This is a genomic window from Streptomyces sp. NPDC059718 (genome assembly GCF_042733315.1).
Classification (GTDB): Bacteria; Actinomycetota; Actinomycetes; order Streptomycetales; family Streptomycetaceae; genus Actinacidiphila.
The window spans coordinates 65,302-82,336 of record NZ_JBHWGA010000004.1; the positions used below are offsets into that span (position 1 = coordinate 65,302).

The 17,035-nt window shown below is 74.2% G+C and carries 16 protein-coding genes; 9 read left to right on the top strand and 7 right to left on the bottom strand.

Annotated elements, in window-relative coordinates; translation table 11 throughout:
* Positions 1-46 precede the first annotated feature (46 nt).
* Complete coding sequence (locus ACFV3E_RS06855) at positions 47-826, bottom strand: SDR family NAD(P)-dependent oxidoreductase (RefSeq protein ID WP_500533749.1); 780 nt, start codon at positions 824-826, stop codon at positions 47-49.
* A 746-nt stretch (positions 827-1,572) separates the two neighbouring features.
* Between ACFV3E_RS06855 and ACFV3E_RS06860 the strand changes: the two genes are divergently transcribed.
* The 6 genes from ACFV3E_RS06860 to ACFV3E_RS06885 all read left to right on the top strand — a co-directional run bounded on the left by ACFV3E_RS06860 (position 1,573) and on the right by ACFV3E_RS06885 (position 7,592).
* Positions 1,573-3,168, top strand: a complete 1,596-nt coding sequence (locus ACFV3E_RS06860; protein ID WP_500533920.1) for an ATP-binding protein — start codon at positions 1,573-1,575, stop codon at positions 3,166-3,168.
* Positions 3,169-3,191: 23 nt separating this feature from the next.
* Positions 3,192-3,578, top strand: a complete 387-nt coding sequence (locus ACFV3E_RS06865) for a roadblock/LC7 domain-containing protein (protein ID WP_499600269.1) — start codon at positions 3,192-3,194, stop codon at positions 3,576-3,578.
* Entirely contained in the window at positions 3,575-3,937 is a 363-nt protein-coding gene (locus ACFV3E_RS06870) for a DUF742 domain-containing protein (RefSeq protein ID WP_500533750.1), read from the top strand. Before ACFV3E_RS06865 ends, ACFV3E_RS06870 begins: the two co-directional genes overlap by 4 nt.
* Positions 3,918-4,541 carry a GTP-binding protein gene (locus ACFV3E_RS06875; RefSeq protein ID WP_500322682.1) on the top strand — a complete coding sequence of 208 codons (624 nt, stop codon included), beginning with the start codon at positions 3,918-3,920 and terminating at the stop codon, positions 4,539-4,541. Before ACFV3E_RS06870 ends, ACFV3E_RS06875 begins: the two co-directional genes overlap by 20 nt.
* 30 nt (positions 4,542-4,571) lie before the next feature.
* Entirely contained in the window at positions 4,572-6,029 is a 1,458-nt protein-coding gene (locus ACFV3E_RS06880; RefSeq protein WP_500533751.1) for a cytochrome P450, read from the top strand.
* A gap of 492 nt (positions 6,030-6,521) precedes the next feature.
* Entirely contained in the window at positions 6,522-7,592 is a 1,071-nt protein-coding gene (locus ACFV3E_RS06885) for a terpene synthase family protein (RefSeq protein ID WP_500533752.1), read from the top strand.
* A gap of 47 nt (positions 7,593-7,639) precedes the next feature.
* Here ACFV3E_RS06885 and ACFV3E_RS06890 read toward each other — a convergent pair whose 3' ends face one another.
* Entirely contained in the window at positions 7,640-7,813 is a 174-nt protein-coding gene (locus ACFV3E_RS06890; protein WP_500533753.1) for a hypothetical protein, read from the bottom strand.
* Positions 7,814-8,052: 239 nt separating this feature from the next.
* On the opposite strand from ACFV3E_RS06890, the gene ACFV3E_RS06895 reads away from it, so the two are divergent.
* Positions 8,053-8,487: a GNAT family N-acetyltransferase gene (locus ACFV3E_RS06895; protein ID WP_499512548.1), complete on the top strand. Its 435-nt coding sequence runs from the start codon at positions 8,053-8,055 to the stop codon at positions 8,485-8,487.
* Between the two features lie 28 nt (positions 8,488-8,515).
* Here the strand turns inward: ACFV3E_RS06895 and ACFV3E_RS06900 are convergent, their stop codons facing one another.
* The 3 genes from ACFV3E_RS06900 to mptB are packed head-to-tail and all read right to left on the bottom strand — an operon-like array spanning position 8,516 to position 12,262.
* Complete coding sequence (locus ACFV3E_RS06900; protein WP_500533754.1) at positions 8,516-9,745, bottom strand: S8 family peptidase; 1,230 nt, start codon at positions 9,743-9,745, stop codon at positions 8,516-8,518.
* Between the two features lie 46 nt (positions 9,746-9,791).
* On the bottom strand, positions 9,792-10,952 hold the full coding sequence (locus ACFV3E_RS06905) for a glycosyltransferase family 87 protein (RefSeq protein ID WP_500533755.1): 1,161 nt from the start codon (positions 10,950-10,952) through the stop codon (positions 9,792-9,794).
* The gene (gene mptB, locus ACFV3E_RS06910; protein WP_500533921.1) at positions 10,949-12,262 is read right to left on the bottom strand and encodes a polyprenol phosphomannose-dependent alpha 1,6 mannosyltransferase MptB; all 1,314 of its coding nucleotides are present in this window, start codon (positions 12,260-12,262) and stop codon (positions 10,949-10,951) included. The genes ACFV3E_RS06905 and mptB overlap by 4 nt, the downstream gene beginning before the upstream one ends.
* A 112-nt stretch (positions 12,263-12,374) precedes the next feature.
* On the opposite strand from mptB, the gene ACFV3E_RS06915 reads away from it, so the two are divergent.
* The gene (locus ACFV3E_RS06915; RefSeq protein WP_500533756.1) at positions 12,375-13,124 is read left to right on the top strand and encodes a hypothetical protein; all 750 of its coding nucleotides are present in this window, start codon (positions 12,375-12,377) and stop codon (positions 13,122-13,124) included.
* A gap of 510 nt (positions 13,125-13,634) precedes the next feature.
* Positions 13,635-14,843, top strand: a complete 1,209-nt coding sequence (locus ACFV3E_RS06920) for a DUF2786 domain-containing protein (protein ID WP_500533923.1) — start codon at positions 13,635-13,637, stop codon at positions 14,841-14,843.
* Between the two features lie 95 nt (positions 14,844-14,938).
* Here ACFV3E_RS06920 and ACFV3E_RS06925 read toward each other — a convergent pair whose 3' ends face one another.
* A complete protein-coding gene (locus tag ACFV3E_RS06925) occupies positions 14,939-15,451 on the bottom strand; it encodes a pyridoxamine 5'-phosphate oxidase family protein (RefSeq protein ID WP_500533757.1) in 513 nt (170 codons plus the stop codon).
* A gap of 18 nt (positions 15,452-15,469) precedes the next feature.
* Positions 15,470-17,011, bottom strand: coding sequence for a vWA domain-containing protein (locus tag ACFV3E_RS06930; RefSeq protein ID WP_500533758.1), 1,542 nt, complete (start codon positions 17,009-17,011; stop codon positions 15,470-15,472).
* Between the last annotated feature and the right edge of the window lie 24 nt (positions 17,012-17,035).

The window sequence follows — 17,035 nt, forward strand, 5'->3', positions numbered from 1 at the left end:
GGCCCCGGACCGGCCCCGGACCGGCCCCGGACCGGTCCGGCACCGCTCAGGGCAGCGGTTCCGGGGGAAGGGGCGGAGGGGTGGGGCGCAGCGCGTGCAGGCCGCCGTCCACGGGGAGCGCGGTGCCGGTGACCGCCGCGGCCGAGGGTCCGGCGAGGTAGGCGACGGCGTCGGCGACCTGCTGGGCGGTGACCAGGCGCCCGCTGGGCTGGCGGGCCTGGAGCGCGGCCCGCTCGGCCGCCGGGTCGGGGGCGGCCGCGATCAGCCGCTCCACCCAGGGCGTGTCGACGGTGCCGGGGGTGACGCAGTTGACCCGGACGCCCTCGGGCAGGTGGTCGGCGGCCATGGCCAGGGTGAGCGCGAGGACGGCGCCCTCGCTCGCCGCGTACAGCGCCTGGCGCGGGAGCCCGGCCGTGGCTGTGACCGAGGAGATGTTGACGATCGACGCGTAGGGGGAGCGGCGCAGGTAGGGCAGCGCCGTCCGGCTCGTCCGGACCACGCCGAGGAGGTTGACCTCCAGCACCCGGCGCCACTCGCCGTCCGGGTTCTCCTCCACGGTGCCGACGGCCCCGGTGCCCGCGTTGTTGACCAGGATGTCCAGCCCGCCCAGGTCCTCCACGGCCCGGCCGACCGCCCACCGCACGGAGGCGTCGTCGGCCATGTCGGCGGCGAGCGCGTGCAGGTGTGCCGGTGCCCGGCCGGGGAACCGGTCCAGCACGGCGACCCGCGCGCCGCGCGCCGCCAGTGTCTCCGCCGTGGCGAGCCCGATCCCGGTGGCGCCGCCGGTGACGATCGCGGCGAGCCCCTGCAGTTCCCCGGCGGTCATCGGCCGGCCCCGGTCTCCGCGCGCGTGACATTGCTCCCTGAACGGGCCGGGCGCAAGTACCCATCACTCTTAAGGGTGAAGCCAATTTTCGCGCCCCTCCGGGACCCCGGGGCGCGGGCGCACCGCGCGCGGCCGGACGGCGCACCCCGGGGCCTTCCCGCCGTGCCGCCGGGGGTCCCGCCGTACCGCCCGGGCGCGAGCCGTGGAGCCGGTCGCTCCGGTTCGGCCCCGCCGCCCTCCGCGGTGCCCGCCCGTACCGTCCGCCGACGCCCGCCGCCCGGCTCGGTACGCATCCCGCGGGGGGCGCGTGACGTGGGGAAGCGGCGTTCCGGGGTCCTCGCCGGGCGCTTCGGCCCGGCGTGTTCCTGCTCGCCCATGAGGGCCTCCCGGGGCGCGGGGACCGGCGTCGCCGTCGATCGAGCCATCCGTGGTCAAACAGTTTATATCGGTCATTACTCATGATCGAATCGTGGGCGCACAGATGGTGAGGGAGCGCCCGCGAGGGGTTTGCGTCGACGCTCGAGAACCGATAACCATACGTCAAACGGCATGTGCCAAAGGCATCGTGAGGTGGCATCAGCCAGCGAATGGAAGCGGCTATGCTACTTGCGGCTCAGCGTGTTGTAGCAATTACGCCAGGTCAGGCGGATCCGCCGGCCAAGTGCCGATTGCCCAGGTCGCTGAGGCCGGACTCCGCCTGCTCGTGTCGTGTTCGTTCCATGACTAGCGATCACCTGAGGATGCTGATGGTTCGTGCTGGATCGTCCCCCGGAGACCGCCGGCCTACCGCCACGTCCGCGTGGTTATTGCCGGTCGGCATAGTCGCGGCGGTGACCGCCGTCGCCGTATGGACCGTCCCGTCGGCCGCCCGGGAGGCGGTGCTGTGGTGCGGGGTGACCGCCACGGTGGCCGTCGCCGTCCTCGGCGCCGAGACCGCCCGCCGGGGCACTGCCGTACGGGCGTTGCGCGAGCAGCTCGTACGGCGTGAGGAAGAACTGCAGTTCCGGCTCTCCCGCCAGGAGGCGGAGACCGAACGGCTGGCACGGGAGCAGCTGCCGAACGCGGTGGCGCGGCTGCAGCGCGGCGAGTTCGTCGCCGACGTGCTCAAGGACATCGACGAGGACGCCGAGGGCGTCACCCCCGGATTCCAGCGGGCCCATCAGCGGATGCTGCGCTCGGTGCTGGAAGCCGTGTCCGCGGAGGAGGACGTCCGCGAGTCCTCGCAGCGGGCGTTCGTCAACATCGCCCGGCGCGTGCAGGCCATCGTCCACCAGCAGGCCAGTGACCTGCGGGAGATGGAGGACCGGCACGGCCGCACCCCCGAGGTCTTCGGGGACCTGCTCAAGCTCGACCACGGCACCGCCCTCATCGGCCGCCTCGCGGACAGCATCGCCGTCCTCGGCGGCGCCCGCCCCGGACGCCAGTGGCGCCGGGCCGTACCCCTGTTCAGTGTGCTCCGCGGTGCCATGTCGCGCATCACCGACTACACCCGCGTGGAACTGCACTCCGTGACGGAGGTGGCCGTCGTCGGACCCGCGGTCGAGCCGCTGATCCACGCGGTCGCCGAGCTGCTGGACAACGCCACCCGCTACTCCCCGCCGCACACGAGGGTCCACCTCACCGCCGTCGAGGTGCAGTCCGGCATCGCCATCGAGATCGAGGACGGCGGCGTCGGCCTCAGCGAGGAGTCCCGGACCCGCGCCGAGCGGGCCCTGGCGGAGGCCCAGGCCGGCTTCGACCTGGGTGACCTGGGCGAGACCCCCCGCCTCGGCCTCGCCGTCGTCGGGCGCCTCGCGGCGACCTGGAGCTTCCAGGTGTCCCTGCGCTCCTCCGCCTACGGCGGGGTGCGTGCCGTGGTGATCGTCCCGCAGGACGTCATCACCACGGTGGCGAACGCCACCGGTCTGGCGCACGGCATCGGCTCCGTCTCGGGCCCCCGGCCCGTGGTGCCGGACCAGCGCGCCTCCGACTCCCGGACGGCACCCGTGCCCGCCCCGGCGTCCGCGCCGGTGCCCGCCCCGGCCCCCGCCACGGGTCCCCGGCCCTCCCCGCCCTCCGCCCACGCCTGGGCGGAGGACGACGTACCGGTCGTGCACGAGAGGACCGCGAACGGACTTCCCCAGCGGCGGCGTCGTGCTGCGGCCCCGAGTCCCGCCCCCGGTGCGCGGATGGGCACCGTGCCCGCCGACGGCTCGGTCACTGCCGCGTCGGACCCGAAGCCGGGCAAGGAGCCCGTGCAACCGGGCATGTGGCTGGCCGCCTTCACCAGCGCCGTGTCCGGTGAGAGCACTGCCACCTCCTCTGACAGCAACAGTGACGAAACGTTAGATAAGGGTGAGTAGCCGTGATTCAGCAGCGGGCCAACATGGACTGGATGCTCAAGGACCTGGCGACGGGCGTCCCCGAGACCCGGCACGTCGTGGTGCTGTCCTCGGACGGCCTGCGCATGGCCCAGTACGGCGGCGACACGGACGCGGCCGACCGCCTGGCCGCGGCCTGCGCGGGCCTGCAGAGCCTGGCGGCGGCCATCGCCGGTGAGTTCCCGCACGGCGACGGGCGGATGCGGCTGGTCGTCATCGAGGTGGACGGCGGCTTCTTCTACCTCATGGCGGCGGGCGCGGGTGCGTACCTCGCGGTCCTCGCCGACGAGGGCGTCGACGCCGGGCTCATGGGCAACCGGATGCGGGACCTGGTCGCACGGATCGGCGCGCATCTGACCAGTCCTCCGCGCCGGGACGGGCAGGCCGTATGAGCGACGGTCCTGCGGAGGAGTGGGACAACGGAAACCCCGAGCGGCTCTACGTGGTGACGGGAGGGCGCAGCGGATCCTCGGACGAGACCGCCATCGACCTGGTCACCCTGGTACGGGCCCGCTCGGGGCCGCCCCCGGGCATGGCGCCCGAACAGGCCGCGATACTGCGGCTGTGCACCTCCCCCCTGTCCGTCGCCGAGATCTCCGCGTACCTGAACCTCCCGGTCAGCGTGGTGACCGTACTTCTCGCGGATCTGCTGGCCGACAAGCGGGTGGAGGCACGACCGCCGATCGCGCCCGCACTTCTTCCCGACGCTGCACTGATTGAGGCGGTGATGCATGGACTTGAAAGGCTCTGACGCGCTCGGCGTCAGGGGGCCGCGGAGTGAGGACGCTCTGCCGGAATCGGCAGCCGCCGCGGTCAAGATAGTGATTGTCGGGGGCTTCGGGGTCGGCAAGACGACCCTGGTCGGATCGGTCAGTGAGATCCGGCCGCTGTCCACCGAGGAGACGATGACCCAGGCCGGTGTGGGCGTGGACGACATCGTGGGGGTGGAACGCAAGACGGCCACCACGGTGGCCATGGACTTCGGCCGCATCAGCATCAACGACGAACTGGTCCTCTACCTCTTCGGGACACCGGGCCAGCAGCGCTTCTGGTTCCTGTGGAACGGGCTCTTCGAGGGCGCGCTGGGCGCGGTGGTGCTGGTCGACACGCGGCGCCTCGAGGTCAGTTTCGACGTGATAGGGCGGCTGGAGGAGCGCGGAACGCCGTTCGTGGTGGCCGTCAACTCCTTCCCGGAATCGCCCAGTTACCCGCTCGACGAGCTGCGGTCCGCGCTGGACCTGCCGGATCACGTTCCCCTGGTGGAGTGCGACGCCCGGTCCCGCAGTTCCGTCCGTGACGTGCTGATGACGCTCATGCGCCATCTCCACTCCCTCGCCGCCGCATCGGCCCTGTGATCCTTCCCCGCCCGTGATCAGGAGCGTCCCGTGACCACCCCACCCCCCGAATGCCCCGCCCACGGCCTCGGCCCGGACGGCCTGCGCAGGCTCTACGGCCCCGAGGCCGAGGCCGACCCGTCGGCCCTGTACGAGAAACTGCGTGCCGAGTACGGCCCGGTGGCCCCCGTGCTCGTGCACGGTGACCTGAACGCCTGGATCGTCCTGGGGCACCACGAGAACCTCGAGGCCATGCGGAACCCCTCGCGGTTCGCCCGGGACTCCCGCATCTGGCGGCACTTCCGCGAGGGCAACGTCGCCATGGACTCGCCGCTGCTGCCGATGGTCGCCTGGCAGCCGCTGTGCGTCTTCGCCGACGGCGCGGAGCACGAGCGGCTGCGCGGAGCGGTCACCACCAGCATGGGTCGCCTCAACCGCCGGGGGATCCGCCAGCACATCATCCGCTTCTCCAACCAACTGGTCGACGAGTTCTGCCAGGCGGGCGAGGCCGAGCTGGTGACCCAGTTCGCCGAGCAGTTGCCGGTGCTGGTCATGACCCAGTTGCTGGGCATGCCCGAGGAGTACGGGCCGAAGCTGGTGGAGGCGGCCCGTGACCTGATGCGGGGCACCGAGACCGCCCTCGCCAGCAACGACTACGTCCTGGCGACCTGCCGGCAGCTCGTGCTGCGCAAGCGCGCGGACCCCGGCGGTGACCTCACCTCGTGGCTGGTGCGCGACGACGCCGAGCTCACCGACGACGAGATCGCGGAGCACCTGCGGCTGCTCCTCGTGGCCGCGAACGAGCCCACGGTCAACTTCATCACGAGCGCGCTCAAGATGGTGCTGACCGACCCCCGGTTCCGGGCGCATCTGTCGGGTGGGCACATGACGCTGCCCGACGCCCTGGAGCAGGTGCTGTGGGACGAGCCGCCGATGGCGGCCTTCCCCGGCCGCTGGGCAGCCGGGGACACCGAACTGGGCGGGCAGAAGATCAGGGAAGGCGACATGATCATGCTGGGCATCGCGGCGGGGAACGTCGACCCGCGCGTCCGCCCGGACCTGAGCACGCCGGTGTTCGGAAACCGTTCGCACCTCTCCTTCAGCAGCGGTCCGCACGAGTGCCCCGGGCGGGACATCGCCCGCGCGATCGTGGACACGGGCATCGACACGTTGCTGATGCGGCTGCCCGACCTGCGGCTGGCCGTGTCGGAGGAGGAGTTGGAGTCGAGTTCCGCCTGGATGACGCGCCATCTGGTGGCGTTGCCCGCGGAGTTCAGCCCGGCCAAACCCCTCGGTGACCAGGAGGCCGTGCCGGGGGAGGCGCAGGTGCCCGAGGAGCCCCGGATCCCGCAGACGCCGCCGCGGCCCTCGCACGACACGCCCACGGTGGGCGCGGAGCTGCCGCCGGCGGCCCGGCCGGAGAACACCGCCCCGTGGCCCATGGCCGCAGTTCCCCCGCCGCGCCGTTCCTGGTGGCGCGCGCTCGCAGCGCGACTGCGGGGGCGGTAACAGCCGCCTCGTGTCTCACTGTGTGACCGGTTCATGACGGGCGCACGGGCGAATGCGCCCGTGCGCCCGTTCGTGCGCCCCCCATGCCGTTTGGCCATCGTGGCTGGTTCGGCCCAGGTCGGGCATCGGGCGCACACACCTTGCTCATGAACACAACCGGAATGCGCGTCAACTGTCGATCTCGTGACGCGTTTTGGTCTCTTGACTGCTCCGCCATATGCCGGAGTAATTGTCATTTGAATGATCCACTTGTGTTCGATTTCCGCCACGCGTGCGGAGCGTCACAGGTGGAACGGTTGTGACAGCTGAGAGGTGATCGCCAGTGGACCCTGGACCCGTTGTCCCGCTGCGGCATCCCTCCGTCGCCCGTCCGGTGCTCGTCCGCGGCCTGGCCGGGTGTCGCCTTTTGTGAATTGGCGCGTTCATGGCAAGGCTGTGTGGAAGGTGGCCGGGGCCCGGCCTGCCCTCCCCCAAGCTCGAAGGAGCATGTCCGTGACCACTGTGCCCGCTCTCCAACTGGCTCCCTTCTACTGCCCGATCGCACCCGCCGGCCACCCCTTGGCGGACCTGTTCGACCGGACCACCAACGAGTGGCTCCGTCGGTTCGGTCTCTACGAGGACGAGTCCCAGCGCGAGCGCCTGGAGCACGTCGGTGCGGGCCGGCTCGCCGCCCTCACCTCGCCCTTCGGGACCCGGGAGGCGACGCAGATATCGTCCGACATCGGCATGTGGCTGTTCGCCTTCGACGACGCGCACTGCGACGAGGGGCGGCTCGGACGTGATCCCGGTGAGCTGAGCCGGGTGCTGATCCGGCTGCTGCGCATCCTGGAGGCCCCCGAACCTCCGCTGTCACCGGACAGCCCCTACCACTCCTTCGAGGCGGCCTTCCTGGACCTGCGGCTGCGCTTGGGACGGGTGGCCACGCCCGTCCAGCTGGGGCGCTGGACCGACGCCATGCGCATGTACTTCTTCAGCCAGGTGTGGGAGGCCGCCAACCGCGTCGAGCGGGTCACGCCCGACCTCGACACGTACGCCCTGCTGCGCATCCACAACGGCGCGATGAAGGTCAGCGTCATGATGCTCGACATCGCGGAGGGCTACGAACTGCCGCCGGCCGAGCTGGAGCGCCCCGACGTCCGCGCGCTGACGGAGGCGACCTGCCTGCTGGCCGGCTGGGACAACGACATCCTGTCCTACCGCAAGGAGCACCTGCGCGACGGTGACGACCAGAACCTGCTCGACGTCCTCGCGCACGCCGCGGGCAAGCCCGTCCCCGGCATGGTCTCCGAGGCGATGTTCCTGCGCGACCAGATCATGGTGCTGTTCACGACGCTGAGCGCGCAGGTGCACCGCACGGCATCATCCGAGCTGCAGCGGTACGTGACCTCACTCGGGCACTGGGTCCGGGCGAACCTCGAGTGGGGCACCACCTGCGAGCGCTACCTCAACCCCGAGGATCCCGCCTACCTGCCGACGACCTGGGCGCCGGCGCCGATGCCCGGCAGCGATGCCCCGGTGGACCTCCCGGCGATCTCCTGGTGGTGGAGGCAACTGGAGGACTGACGGCCCCCGCGGGACCGTCCGTACCCTCGGCGCCCTCGTGCCGTCCGTCAGTGGGACGCCACGAGGGCGCCGCTGCTTCCGGGCACGAAGGCGTCGTCGGCGGGGGAGGTGGCCGGCCCGTCGGCGCCGGGGCCGTCGGCGGAGCGTGGGCCGGGGGTCGTGCCGGCCGGGGGCTCCCCGTCGGCCGGGTGCTTGTCACAGGAACAAGTGGGCTTCAACATGTCGATCTCTCCCAGCGTGTGAGCCCGGGACCATCGCTCGAGACGCGATGATCCACGGTCGTTTCTTACCAGACCGGGACATTCGCCACCGTGGCGTTGAGGATTCCCGCGGCACGGGTGGCTCAATCGGCTACCGCGCCTCGTTCTCCGACCGGCCCGCACCGCAACTCCACTGAACGCCAAAGTCACTTGATCCGTACGGGAGCGCGGCGGGCGCTGGCGCCTCCTAGGATCACGCCATGGAACTGACGTTCGTGGACGTGAAGTCTGGTGAACCGGCCATGACCGCTGAAGTCGGGCCCCTGATCAGGGCGTTGAGACCGGCTCTGACCGCCGACGGGTTCGCGGCCTTCGCCGCCGAGGCGCATGACCAGGGGGTGGTCTTCACTGCGGCGCTGGACGAGCGGGAGCGTTACCTGGGGGTGGCCACGCACCGGGTGCTGACCACCAGCAGGGGGCGGCTGCTGCTGGTCGACGACCTGGTCACGGCGCTGGACGCGCGTGGCGCGGGGGTGGGCACGCGGTTGCTGGCGGAGGTGGAGGCCAGGGCCCGGGCGGCGGGCTGCGAGCGGCTGGAGCTGGACGCGGGCGTCGCCAACCACGGGGCGCACCGCTTCTTCCACGCACGCCGTATGGCGATCACGGCGCTGCACCTCGCGCGCGAACTCACCTGACGGGCGCGGCGCGGGACGGCGGGGCCGTTCAGAGGTCGCCGGTGAAGGCCACCAGCTGCGGGGTGCCCCACGGTTCGGGGACCGCGGTCCGGGTGGCGTGGTCGAGGAGCCACTTCTTCAGCACCTCGAAGCCGGTGTCCCCGTAGGTGTCCTTGTAGAGCGCGGCGATGCCGGTGACGTGGGGGGCCGCCATCGAGGTGCCGCTCATGATCGCGTAGAGGCCGCCGGGGAAGGCGGAGGCGATGTCGACGCCGGGCGCGTTCAGGTTGACGCAGCTGCCGAAGTTGCTGAACGCGGCCCGGTGGTCGGCCCGGTCGGTCGCGGCGACGGTGAAGGACTCCGTCGCGCTGGCCGGGGAGACGACGCAGGAGCTGACGTCGTCGTTGCCGGCCGCGACGACCGGGAAGACGCCGGCCCGGGCCAGCGCGTCCAGGGTCTCGTTCATCGTCGGGGAGTAGAGGCCGCCCAGCGAGATGTTGGCCACGGCGGGCTTCACCGCGTGCCGGGCGACCCAGTTGATCCCGGCGATGATGCCGGAGTTGGGGCCGCGCGCCTCGCAGTCCAGCACGCGTACGGAGACCAGCGAGACCGCCCGGGCGACCCCGGTGTGCTCGCCGCCGACCGTGCCGGCGACGTGCGTGCCGTGGCCCGCGCAGTCCGCGGCGTTCCGGCCGTCGTCCATCTCGTCGATGCCGGGCTTGGCGCGGCCGCCGAACTCCGGGTGGGTGAAGTCGATCCCGCTGTCGATGATGTACGCGGTGACCTTGGCGCCGGTCGCGCGGACGGTGAAGCCGTGCGTGGCCGGGGCGCGGTTGTTCACGCGCTCCAGGCCCCAGAACCGGCCGGTGCCGCCGGCCGGGGGCGGGCTGCCCGGCAGCCGGCGGCTGGTCGACTTCGGGATCCGGTCCTCCGCGGGCAGGGTGACCGTGGTGTCCTGCTCGACGCCGCGCACCGAGGGCAGGGCCCGTACCCGGGCCAGTTGCCGTCCGGTGAGCGGGGCGGCGAAGCCCCGCATCACGCTGTCGTACACGTGGGCCGGGGTGATCCCGGCCGCGCTCGCGACGGCGGAGGGGTCGCTGCCCGGGGCGAGGGTGACGATGTAGCGGCCGGGGATGGAGTTCGGCGCCCCGACGCCGAGCAGGGGTGCCAGGGCGACGGAGGAGTGCGCCTGTGCGGGCACCGGCGCGGGGAGGGCGGCCAGCGCGGGGACGGCGGTCATCAGCAGCGCGGCGAATGTCCGACGCAGGGACACACGCATGTGTCGATCTCCTCGGGGCTCGGCGGGCAGCTCGGCCGACGGGCCGTCAGCCGGCCCTCTCCCCCACCCTGTCAGCCAGGATCGGACGCGGGCGCGCCCTGCTACGCCATCCGGGCCGGGGTGCGACGAGCAGCCCCAGGCCGATCCACACGTAGGCGCTGCCGCCCACGAGGGTGCCCAGGCCGCCGGTGCCGGGGTCGCCCCGCCACAGCCACACGACGCTGCTGCAGAGCAGGACGTAGCCGCCGACCGCCGCGACCGTCAGGCCCCGGGTCCGCACCCGCAGCGCCTCGCCGGCCAGCGCCGCCAGCGCCGGGATCAGCCACACCAGGTGGTGCACCCAGGTCACCGGGCTGACCAGGCAGGCCGTCACCCCCGTGAGGGCGACGCCCGTCGTGACGCCGGTCCGGCGCACCTTGTACGCCCACACCGCCAGCACCGCGACGACGGCCACTGCCCACACCCACGTGGGTGCGTCGAGCCGGGCGAAGGTGCCGCGCAGCGACTGGTTCGAGGCGTACGACAGCGAGCCGACGCGGTCGGTGTCCCACATCGCCCGGGTCCAGAAGTCGCGGGACGCACCGGGCGCGGCCAGCGCCGCCAGCAGGGTCGCGCCGGTCGCGGTGGCGGCCGCGGTGAGGCCGGCGCGGCGGTGCCCGGCGAGCAGCAGCCACCCGATGAACAGCGCGGGCGTCAGCTTCACGGCGGCGGCGAGGCCGATCGCGCAGCCGGCCCAGTGGCTGCCGCGGCGCAGCAGTTCGGTGTCGGCGAGCACCAGGGCGAGCAGGACCAGGTTGACCTGCCCGAAGGTGAAGGTGTCATGGACCGGCTCCAGGAGCGCCATCAGGCATACGGCCAGCACCATGGCGTACCAGGGGGTCCAGCCCTCGCGGCGCACGATCGGCCACACCGTCCACCACAGGACGGCCGCCGCGGCGCAGATGTTGAGGGCGGCCGCGCCGACGACGGCCGTGGGCCAGCTCACCAGGGCCAGCGGCAGCATGCACAGCGCGGCGAACGGCGGGTAGGTGAAGCCGTACGTCGTCCCGGGACTGAGGTAGTCGTAGACGCCGACGCCGTCGTGCGTCCAGGCGTTGACGGTGCCCCAGTACACGCCGAGGTCGAACCAGTGCCGGTGCAGCGGCACGGTGGCCAGGAAGAGCGCGGTCGCGGCCACGGCGGCGGCCGCCGTCACGATCCGCCTCATGAGGCGAGCGCGGGACGTACGAGCCGGACCAGCCGCAGCGCGGCGAGCGGGAGCAGCGCGAGGGCCGCACCCGTGGCCGCCAGGGCGATCTGACGGGGCGTCGCGGCGAACCCGCTGGGCAGCACCACGAGCGCCAGCACCGCGCTGGCGAGCGCGGCGAGCCGCCGCACCCGGCCGTCGGGGGCGGCCACGGCGAGCGGCACGAGCCCCCACAGCAGGTACCAGGGGCGGATCGCCGGGCCCAGCAGCGCCACCGCGAGCAGGCTGATCCCCAGGGCGTACACCGGCCCGAGCCGCTCGCGGTACAGCCACACGGCGGCGATGACGAGCGCGGCCGCGGCCATGCCGAGCAGCCGCCAGACGTCCGGGGTGCCGACGAACCGTCCCAGGACGTTGACCAGGGACCAGTTGGAGGCGGAGGCGGGCGTGGTCAGCGCGCCGATCCAGCCGTAGCCGACGCCGGTGACGGCGGTGACCGCCACGGTGGCCGCGCCGGCGACCGCCGCCGTGGCCGCCCCGGCGCGCGCCAGGCGCCGGCGGCCCTCCAGGTGTTCCGCCCACAGGCTGGCCACGACCAGCAGTCCGAGCGCCGCGGGCGCCTTGACCAGGGCGGCCAGGGTCACCAGCACGGCGGCCACGACCGGGCGCCGGGCGAGTGCCGCGCCCAGGCCCGCGCCGAGCAGGCCCAGCATCACGGCGTCGTTGTGCGCCCCCGCCACCAGGTGCAGCAGCACCAGCGGGTTGAGCGCCCCCAGCCACACGGCCGCGGCCGGGTCCGCGCCGCAGCGCCGGGCGAGCCGGGGCAGCAGCGTGGCCAGCAGGGCCACCCCCAGCAGCGCCAGCGCCCGCATCCCGGCGACCCCGGCGTGCGTCCCGAAGCGCGCCAGCGCCAGGAAGGCCGGCCCGTACGGCGCGGGGCTGTTCCGCCAGATCGCCGGCACCTCGGCCGCCGCCGTACCTCCCAGCACGCCCGGCCCGTGCGTGTAGGCGTCGATGCCCGCGTTCACCATCGTGCCCTGCGCCAGGTAGCTGTAGACGTCCCTGCTGAACAGCGGCGGGGCCAGCAGCAGCGGTGCCGCCCACACGGCGAACGTCGTCAGCAGCGCGCGTATCGACGGTGGCCGGGGCCCGCGCACCAGCCGGCCGAGCTGCCACCACGCCGCGACGAGCAGCCCGAGGCCGAAGTACGCCACCAGCAGTCCGGCCGCCGCCTGCCCCTGCGGCAGCGCGATCCCGTCCCGTACCGGGAGCGCCCCCGCGGCCCTGCCGCCGACCGCCAGCGCGGCGGTACCGGCCAGTCCGAGAGCCATCGTGCGAGTCACGCCCGCACGCTCCCATCGCCGGATGTCCGCCGGACGACCGGCGGGCGACCGGCGGATGACCGGCCCGGACGCGCGGCGCCCGCTTCGCTACGGTGAGGGCATGTTCACACCCGGGGAACGCGACCGCGTACGGGCCCGGCTGCTCGGTCTCGCCGCGGACGACCCGGACGTCACCGGGGCCGCGCTCACCGGTTCGCTCGCGGTGCCGGGCGGCGGCGACCGGTGGTCCGACGTCGACCTGGTGCTCGGGGTGCGGGGCGAGGTGGGCACGGCGCTGGGCCGCTGGACGGCGTGGCTGTACGGGCCCGGGTTCGGGGCGCTGCACCACTGGGACCTGCCGGCGGGGGCGACCGTCTACCGGGTGTTCCTGCTGCCGGGGGCGCTGGAGGCGGACGTGGCGTTCACGCCGGAGGAGGAGTTCGGGCCCCGGGGGCCGCAGTGGCGGACGGTGTTCGGCACCGCGGGCCGGGCGCCGGAGGCGGCGCCGGCCGACCCGGGGACACCGGCGGGGCTCGGCTGGCACCACGTCCTGCACGCCGCGGCGAGCATCGAGCGGGGCCGGCTGTGGCAGGCAGAGCACTGGATCGGCGCGGTGCGCACCCAGGTCATCGCCCTCGCCTGCCTGCGCCTTGGGCACCCCGCTGCCTACGCCAAGGGCGCCCACCTGCTGCCGGACGAGGTCACGGGGCCGCTGCACGCCACGCTGGTGCGCTCGGCGGAGCCGGCCGAACTGCGCCGCGCGCTCGCCGCGGCCGCGTCCGCCCTGGGGCGTGAAGTGGCCCGCGCCGACCCGGTGCTGGCGGAGCGCCTGTGGCCGGTCCTGGTCGAGCGGGGCGGCGCGGTCGGCTGATCCCGGCGGCGACCGCCACGGTGATCTCCGCGACGCGGGCGGGTTGTTCGAAGAGGACGCCGTTCCCGGCGCGGTGCAGGTGCCGAGGTCGAGCCGTTCCCGGTCGGTGAGGCCGATGTCGTCGGCGGTGCCGCCGACGGCGCGCGGCCGGGCGACGAGGGAGCGGCGGGGCGGGGCCTTCAGCGCGACCGCCCAGGCCGCCGTGCCCAGCACGGGTGGCTGGGCGAGCCGGCAGGCCGCGGCCGACGACGACGTCGCAGCCCGTGTCGGCGGCGAGCCGTCCCATGAGGCGGGCGCGGTTCCCGATCGACAGGTCCCCGGGAGCGGGGCCGCGCCCGTGACCGGGCAGGGCGACGGCTACCGGGCCGAATCCGGTGGCCGCCGGCGCGGGCTCGGCCATGACGTCGGCGTGGAACCCGGTCGTGCGGATGTCCCGGCCTGCCGGGGCGGGCGGGCACGGTGCTCCGTGCGCGGCCTGTCGGTGCGATCCTGAACCGCGTGCGAGATGCGATGACGGTGGTCGAGGCGGCGTTCGCCGGTGTCCTGGGGGCGCCGGAGGGGGACGTCGAGACGGCGCTGGACGCCGGGGCGTCGGCGATGGCGGCGGCGGAGGCCGGGTGGGACGAGGTCGGCCGGGCGGTGGCGACCGCGGTGGGCGGGCTGCTGCGGGGCTGCCGGGCGCGCGGCTGGGAGGACGCCGACCTGCTGCGGATGGTGCGCCGCGAACTGCGCCCGGAGCACGTGCGGCTCGCCGGGCGCCTGACCGCCGACGGGGGCGGTGACACGGCGGGCCTCCTGACGGCGTACGGGGCGGCCGAGCGGCTGGACCGCTTCACGGTGGCGACGGCCGTGCTGGAGCTCGTCCGCCTGCTGGGGCGGCTGCCCGGGATCACGCCGCCGGCGGCGCCCGCGCCCGCTGCGGGCGGTGCGGGCGGTGCGGGGCATCCGATGCTGCGGCGGATCAGGGCGCTGCTGGCGAAGGCGGAGTCCACGGCCTTCCCCGAGGAGGCGGAGGCGCTGAGCGCGAAGGCCCAGCACCTGATGGCACGGCACAGCGTGGACGAGGCGCTGGTCGCGGGTACGGCACCGGGCGGCGGCGGTCCCGGCGCGCGGCGGATCGGCGTGGAGCGTCCGTACGAGGCGCCGAAGGCGCTGCTGCTGGACGCGGTCGCGGCGGCGAACCGCTGCCGTGCCGTGTGGTCGGCGGAGTTCGGCTTCTCGACCGTCGTGGGCTGGGAGGCCGACCTGGAGGCCGTGGAGGTGCTGTACACCTCGCTGCTGGTGCAGGCCGAGGCGGCCATGCGCGGCGGCGGCGCCCCGGGGCCGGCCACGCGTCGCCCGGGACGCAAGGGCGGCAAGGACGGCGCCAGGGGCGGGGACCTGTCACGGGACTTCCGCGAGTCCTTCCTCATCGCCTACGCGGGCCGGATCGGCGAGCGCCTGGCCGCCGCCGCCCGTGACGCGACGGAGGAAGCCGCGGAGGCCGGCGGGTCCACGGAGGTGCTCCCCGTACTGGCGGCCCGCGAGGTCGCCGTCGGCCGCGCCGCGGACGCGATGTTCCCCGAGACCCGCATGCAGCGGCTCAGGGGCCGCGACCGCGAGGGCTGGGAACGCGGCACCGCCGCCGCCGACCGTGCCGCCTTCCACGGCCCGGCCGGCGCCCGACCGGGACGGGAGCGCGGCCGGGGCCCGGGTCCGTCCCCGGGTTCCCGGGGGTGAGGGATCGTCCTGCGCCCCGGGGCACCCCGCCCGCTCCGGCGACCGGACCTCCGGCACGGCGTCGTCCACGTCGTCCACGTCCCGGCCGCGTACGCCTAGAAGAGCCACCGGGTCTGGCTGTAGGTGGTGCCGCGGGCGTACGCGAAGGCCGTGGTGGGTTCCACCTCGTACACCAGGGCCTCGTGGCCGTCGCCGACGAAGACCTGGTCGCCCACGTCGAAGTGCCATACGGAGCCGTACTTGGCCTCGTACGCCGCGGCGATCCGGCGCAGCTGGTTCTCGCTGCGCACGCGGGCCGCCTTGCCCTCGAGCACCACGTCCAGGCCCTCGCCGAGCGCGTTGTTGCCGGTGGTGAGGACGACCCGGCCGTTGCGGGCGAGGTTCTTGGCCTTGCGCTCGTCGGCGCCGGTGCAGAAGTGCAGGGCGTCGTCCAGCCAGACCCCGATGAGCGGGGTGACGTGGGGGCGGCCGTCGGGACGGACGGTGGTCAGCCAGTAGATCTCGGCTCCGGCCAGGTGCCCGCGGGCGTCGTGCCAGGTCGTGGGGGCCGCGCCGGTGCTGCTGAAGCGGGCGTCGAGCTGGGGCTCGGGTTCCTTCTCTTCTGTCATGGGTTCACTGATACTCCATCAGCCCGCGCGCAGCGCGTACGCGCTGTCCACGGCTTCCGCCAGGTCGCGCACCGCCGGGTCCTCGGTGGTCGCCGCCAGGGCGTGCGCGCGGTCGCCGAGCCGGGCGAGGCCGGGGGCGCCGGGCAGCTGCTCGTCGCCGGTGTCGTAGGTGCGCAGCGCGTCGGCGAAGTAGGCGGCCACCGCGTCCACCCGGAGCCGCGACGAGGTGCCGGAGTCCCACAGCCGGCCGGCCAGCCGGTCCGCCTCGACGGCGCCCGCCGCCTCGTGCGGGGAGCGGTCGTGCGGGTCGAGCCAGCGCACGGTCGCGGTGGCGACGTGGCCCCGGGCGCCCGCCTTCAGGCGTACGGCGTAGAGCGCGGTGACGGTGTGGCCGGGGCCGACCTCGCCGCCGTCGACGCGGTCGTCGCGGAAGTCCTCGTCGGCGACGGCGCGGTCCTCGAAGCCGATCAGGCGGTAGCGCTCGACGGTGTTCGGGTCGAAGGCGACCTGGGCCTTGGCGTCGCGGGCGCGCAGGCCGATGTTGACGGGCAGCCGGTCCACGAACAGGGCGCGGGCCTCGGCCGGGGTGGAGACGTACGAGGTGTGGCCGTCGCCCTTGTCGACCAGCCGCTCCATCAGTTCGTCGCCGTACTCGCTGCCGACGCCTACCCCGAACAGGGCGACGCCGTGCTGTGAGCGGGCCCGGTCGATCCGTTCCAGGAGGGCGTCGGGGTCGGTCTGCCCGGTGTTGGCGAGGGCGTCGGAGAGCAGGACGACCCGGTTGGTGGCCCCGCGCCGGGCGCTCTCCAGGGCCACGTCGTAGCCGGTGCGCAGGCCCGCCTCCAGGTTGGTGGAGTCCTCCGTCGCGAGGCGGTCGACGACGGAGAGGGCGCGCTGCCGGGCGCCCCCGGTGCCGAGCCGGGTCGCCGGCAGGGCGACCCGTGCGCGGTCGCTGAAGGTCACGACGGCCAGGGAGTCGTCGTCCCGCAGCTCGCCGACCGCGGCGCGGAGCGCCTTCTGGACGAGGTCCAGCCGGCCCGGATCGCCCATGGAGCCGGAGACGTCCACGACGAAGGTGAGCACGGCCGGCGGCCGGTTCCCCTCGTCGGCGGGGCGGGTGGCGAGGCCGACCCGCAGGAGGGACCAGCCCTCCTCGTCGCCGATGCGGGCGCCGTCGACGGTGACGGAGAAGCCGTCGCCCGCGGGGGTGGGGTAGTCCTGGCGGAAGCTGTTGACGAACTCCTCGTAGCGCACGTCCGAGGGGGAGGGCAGCGAGCCCTCGTCGAGCCGCCGCTTGGCGTAGCCGTACGAGGCGGTGTCGACGTCCAGCGCGAAGGTCGACAGCTGTGACGCGTCGGGCGCCCGCTCCAGGCCCCGGTCCTGGTTCGTGCCCTGCCCGTTCCACTCGGAGCCGCCGCCCTTGGGGGCGCCGTCCGCGCCCCGTACCGGTCCGGGCCGCCGCGTGTCACCGGCGTGGCCCCGGTCCGTGTTCGCGCCGCAACCCGTCAGGACCGCTCCGGCCGCCACCGCCGCCAGCACCGCCGCCGTGATCCGCCGCATCACCGTCACCTGCTTCCCCCGGGG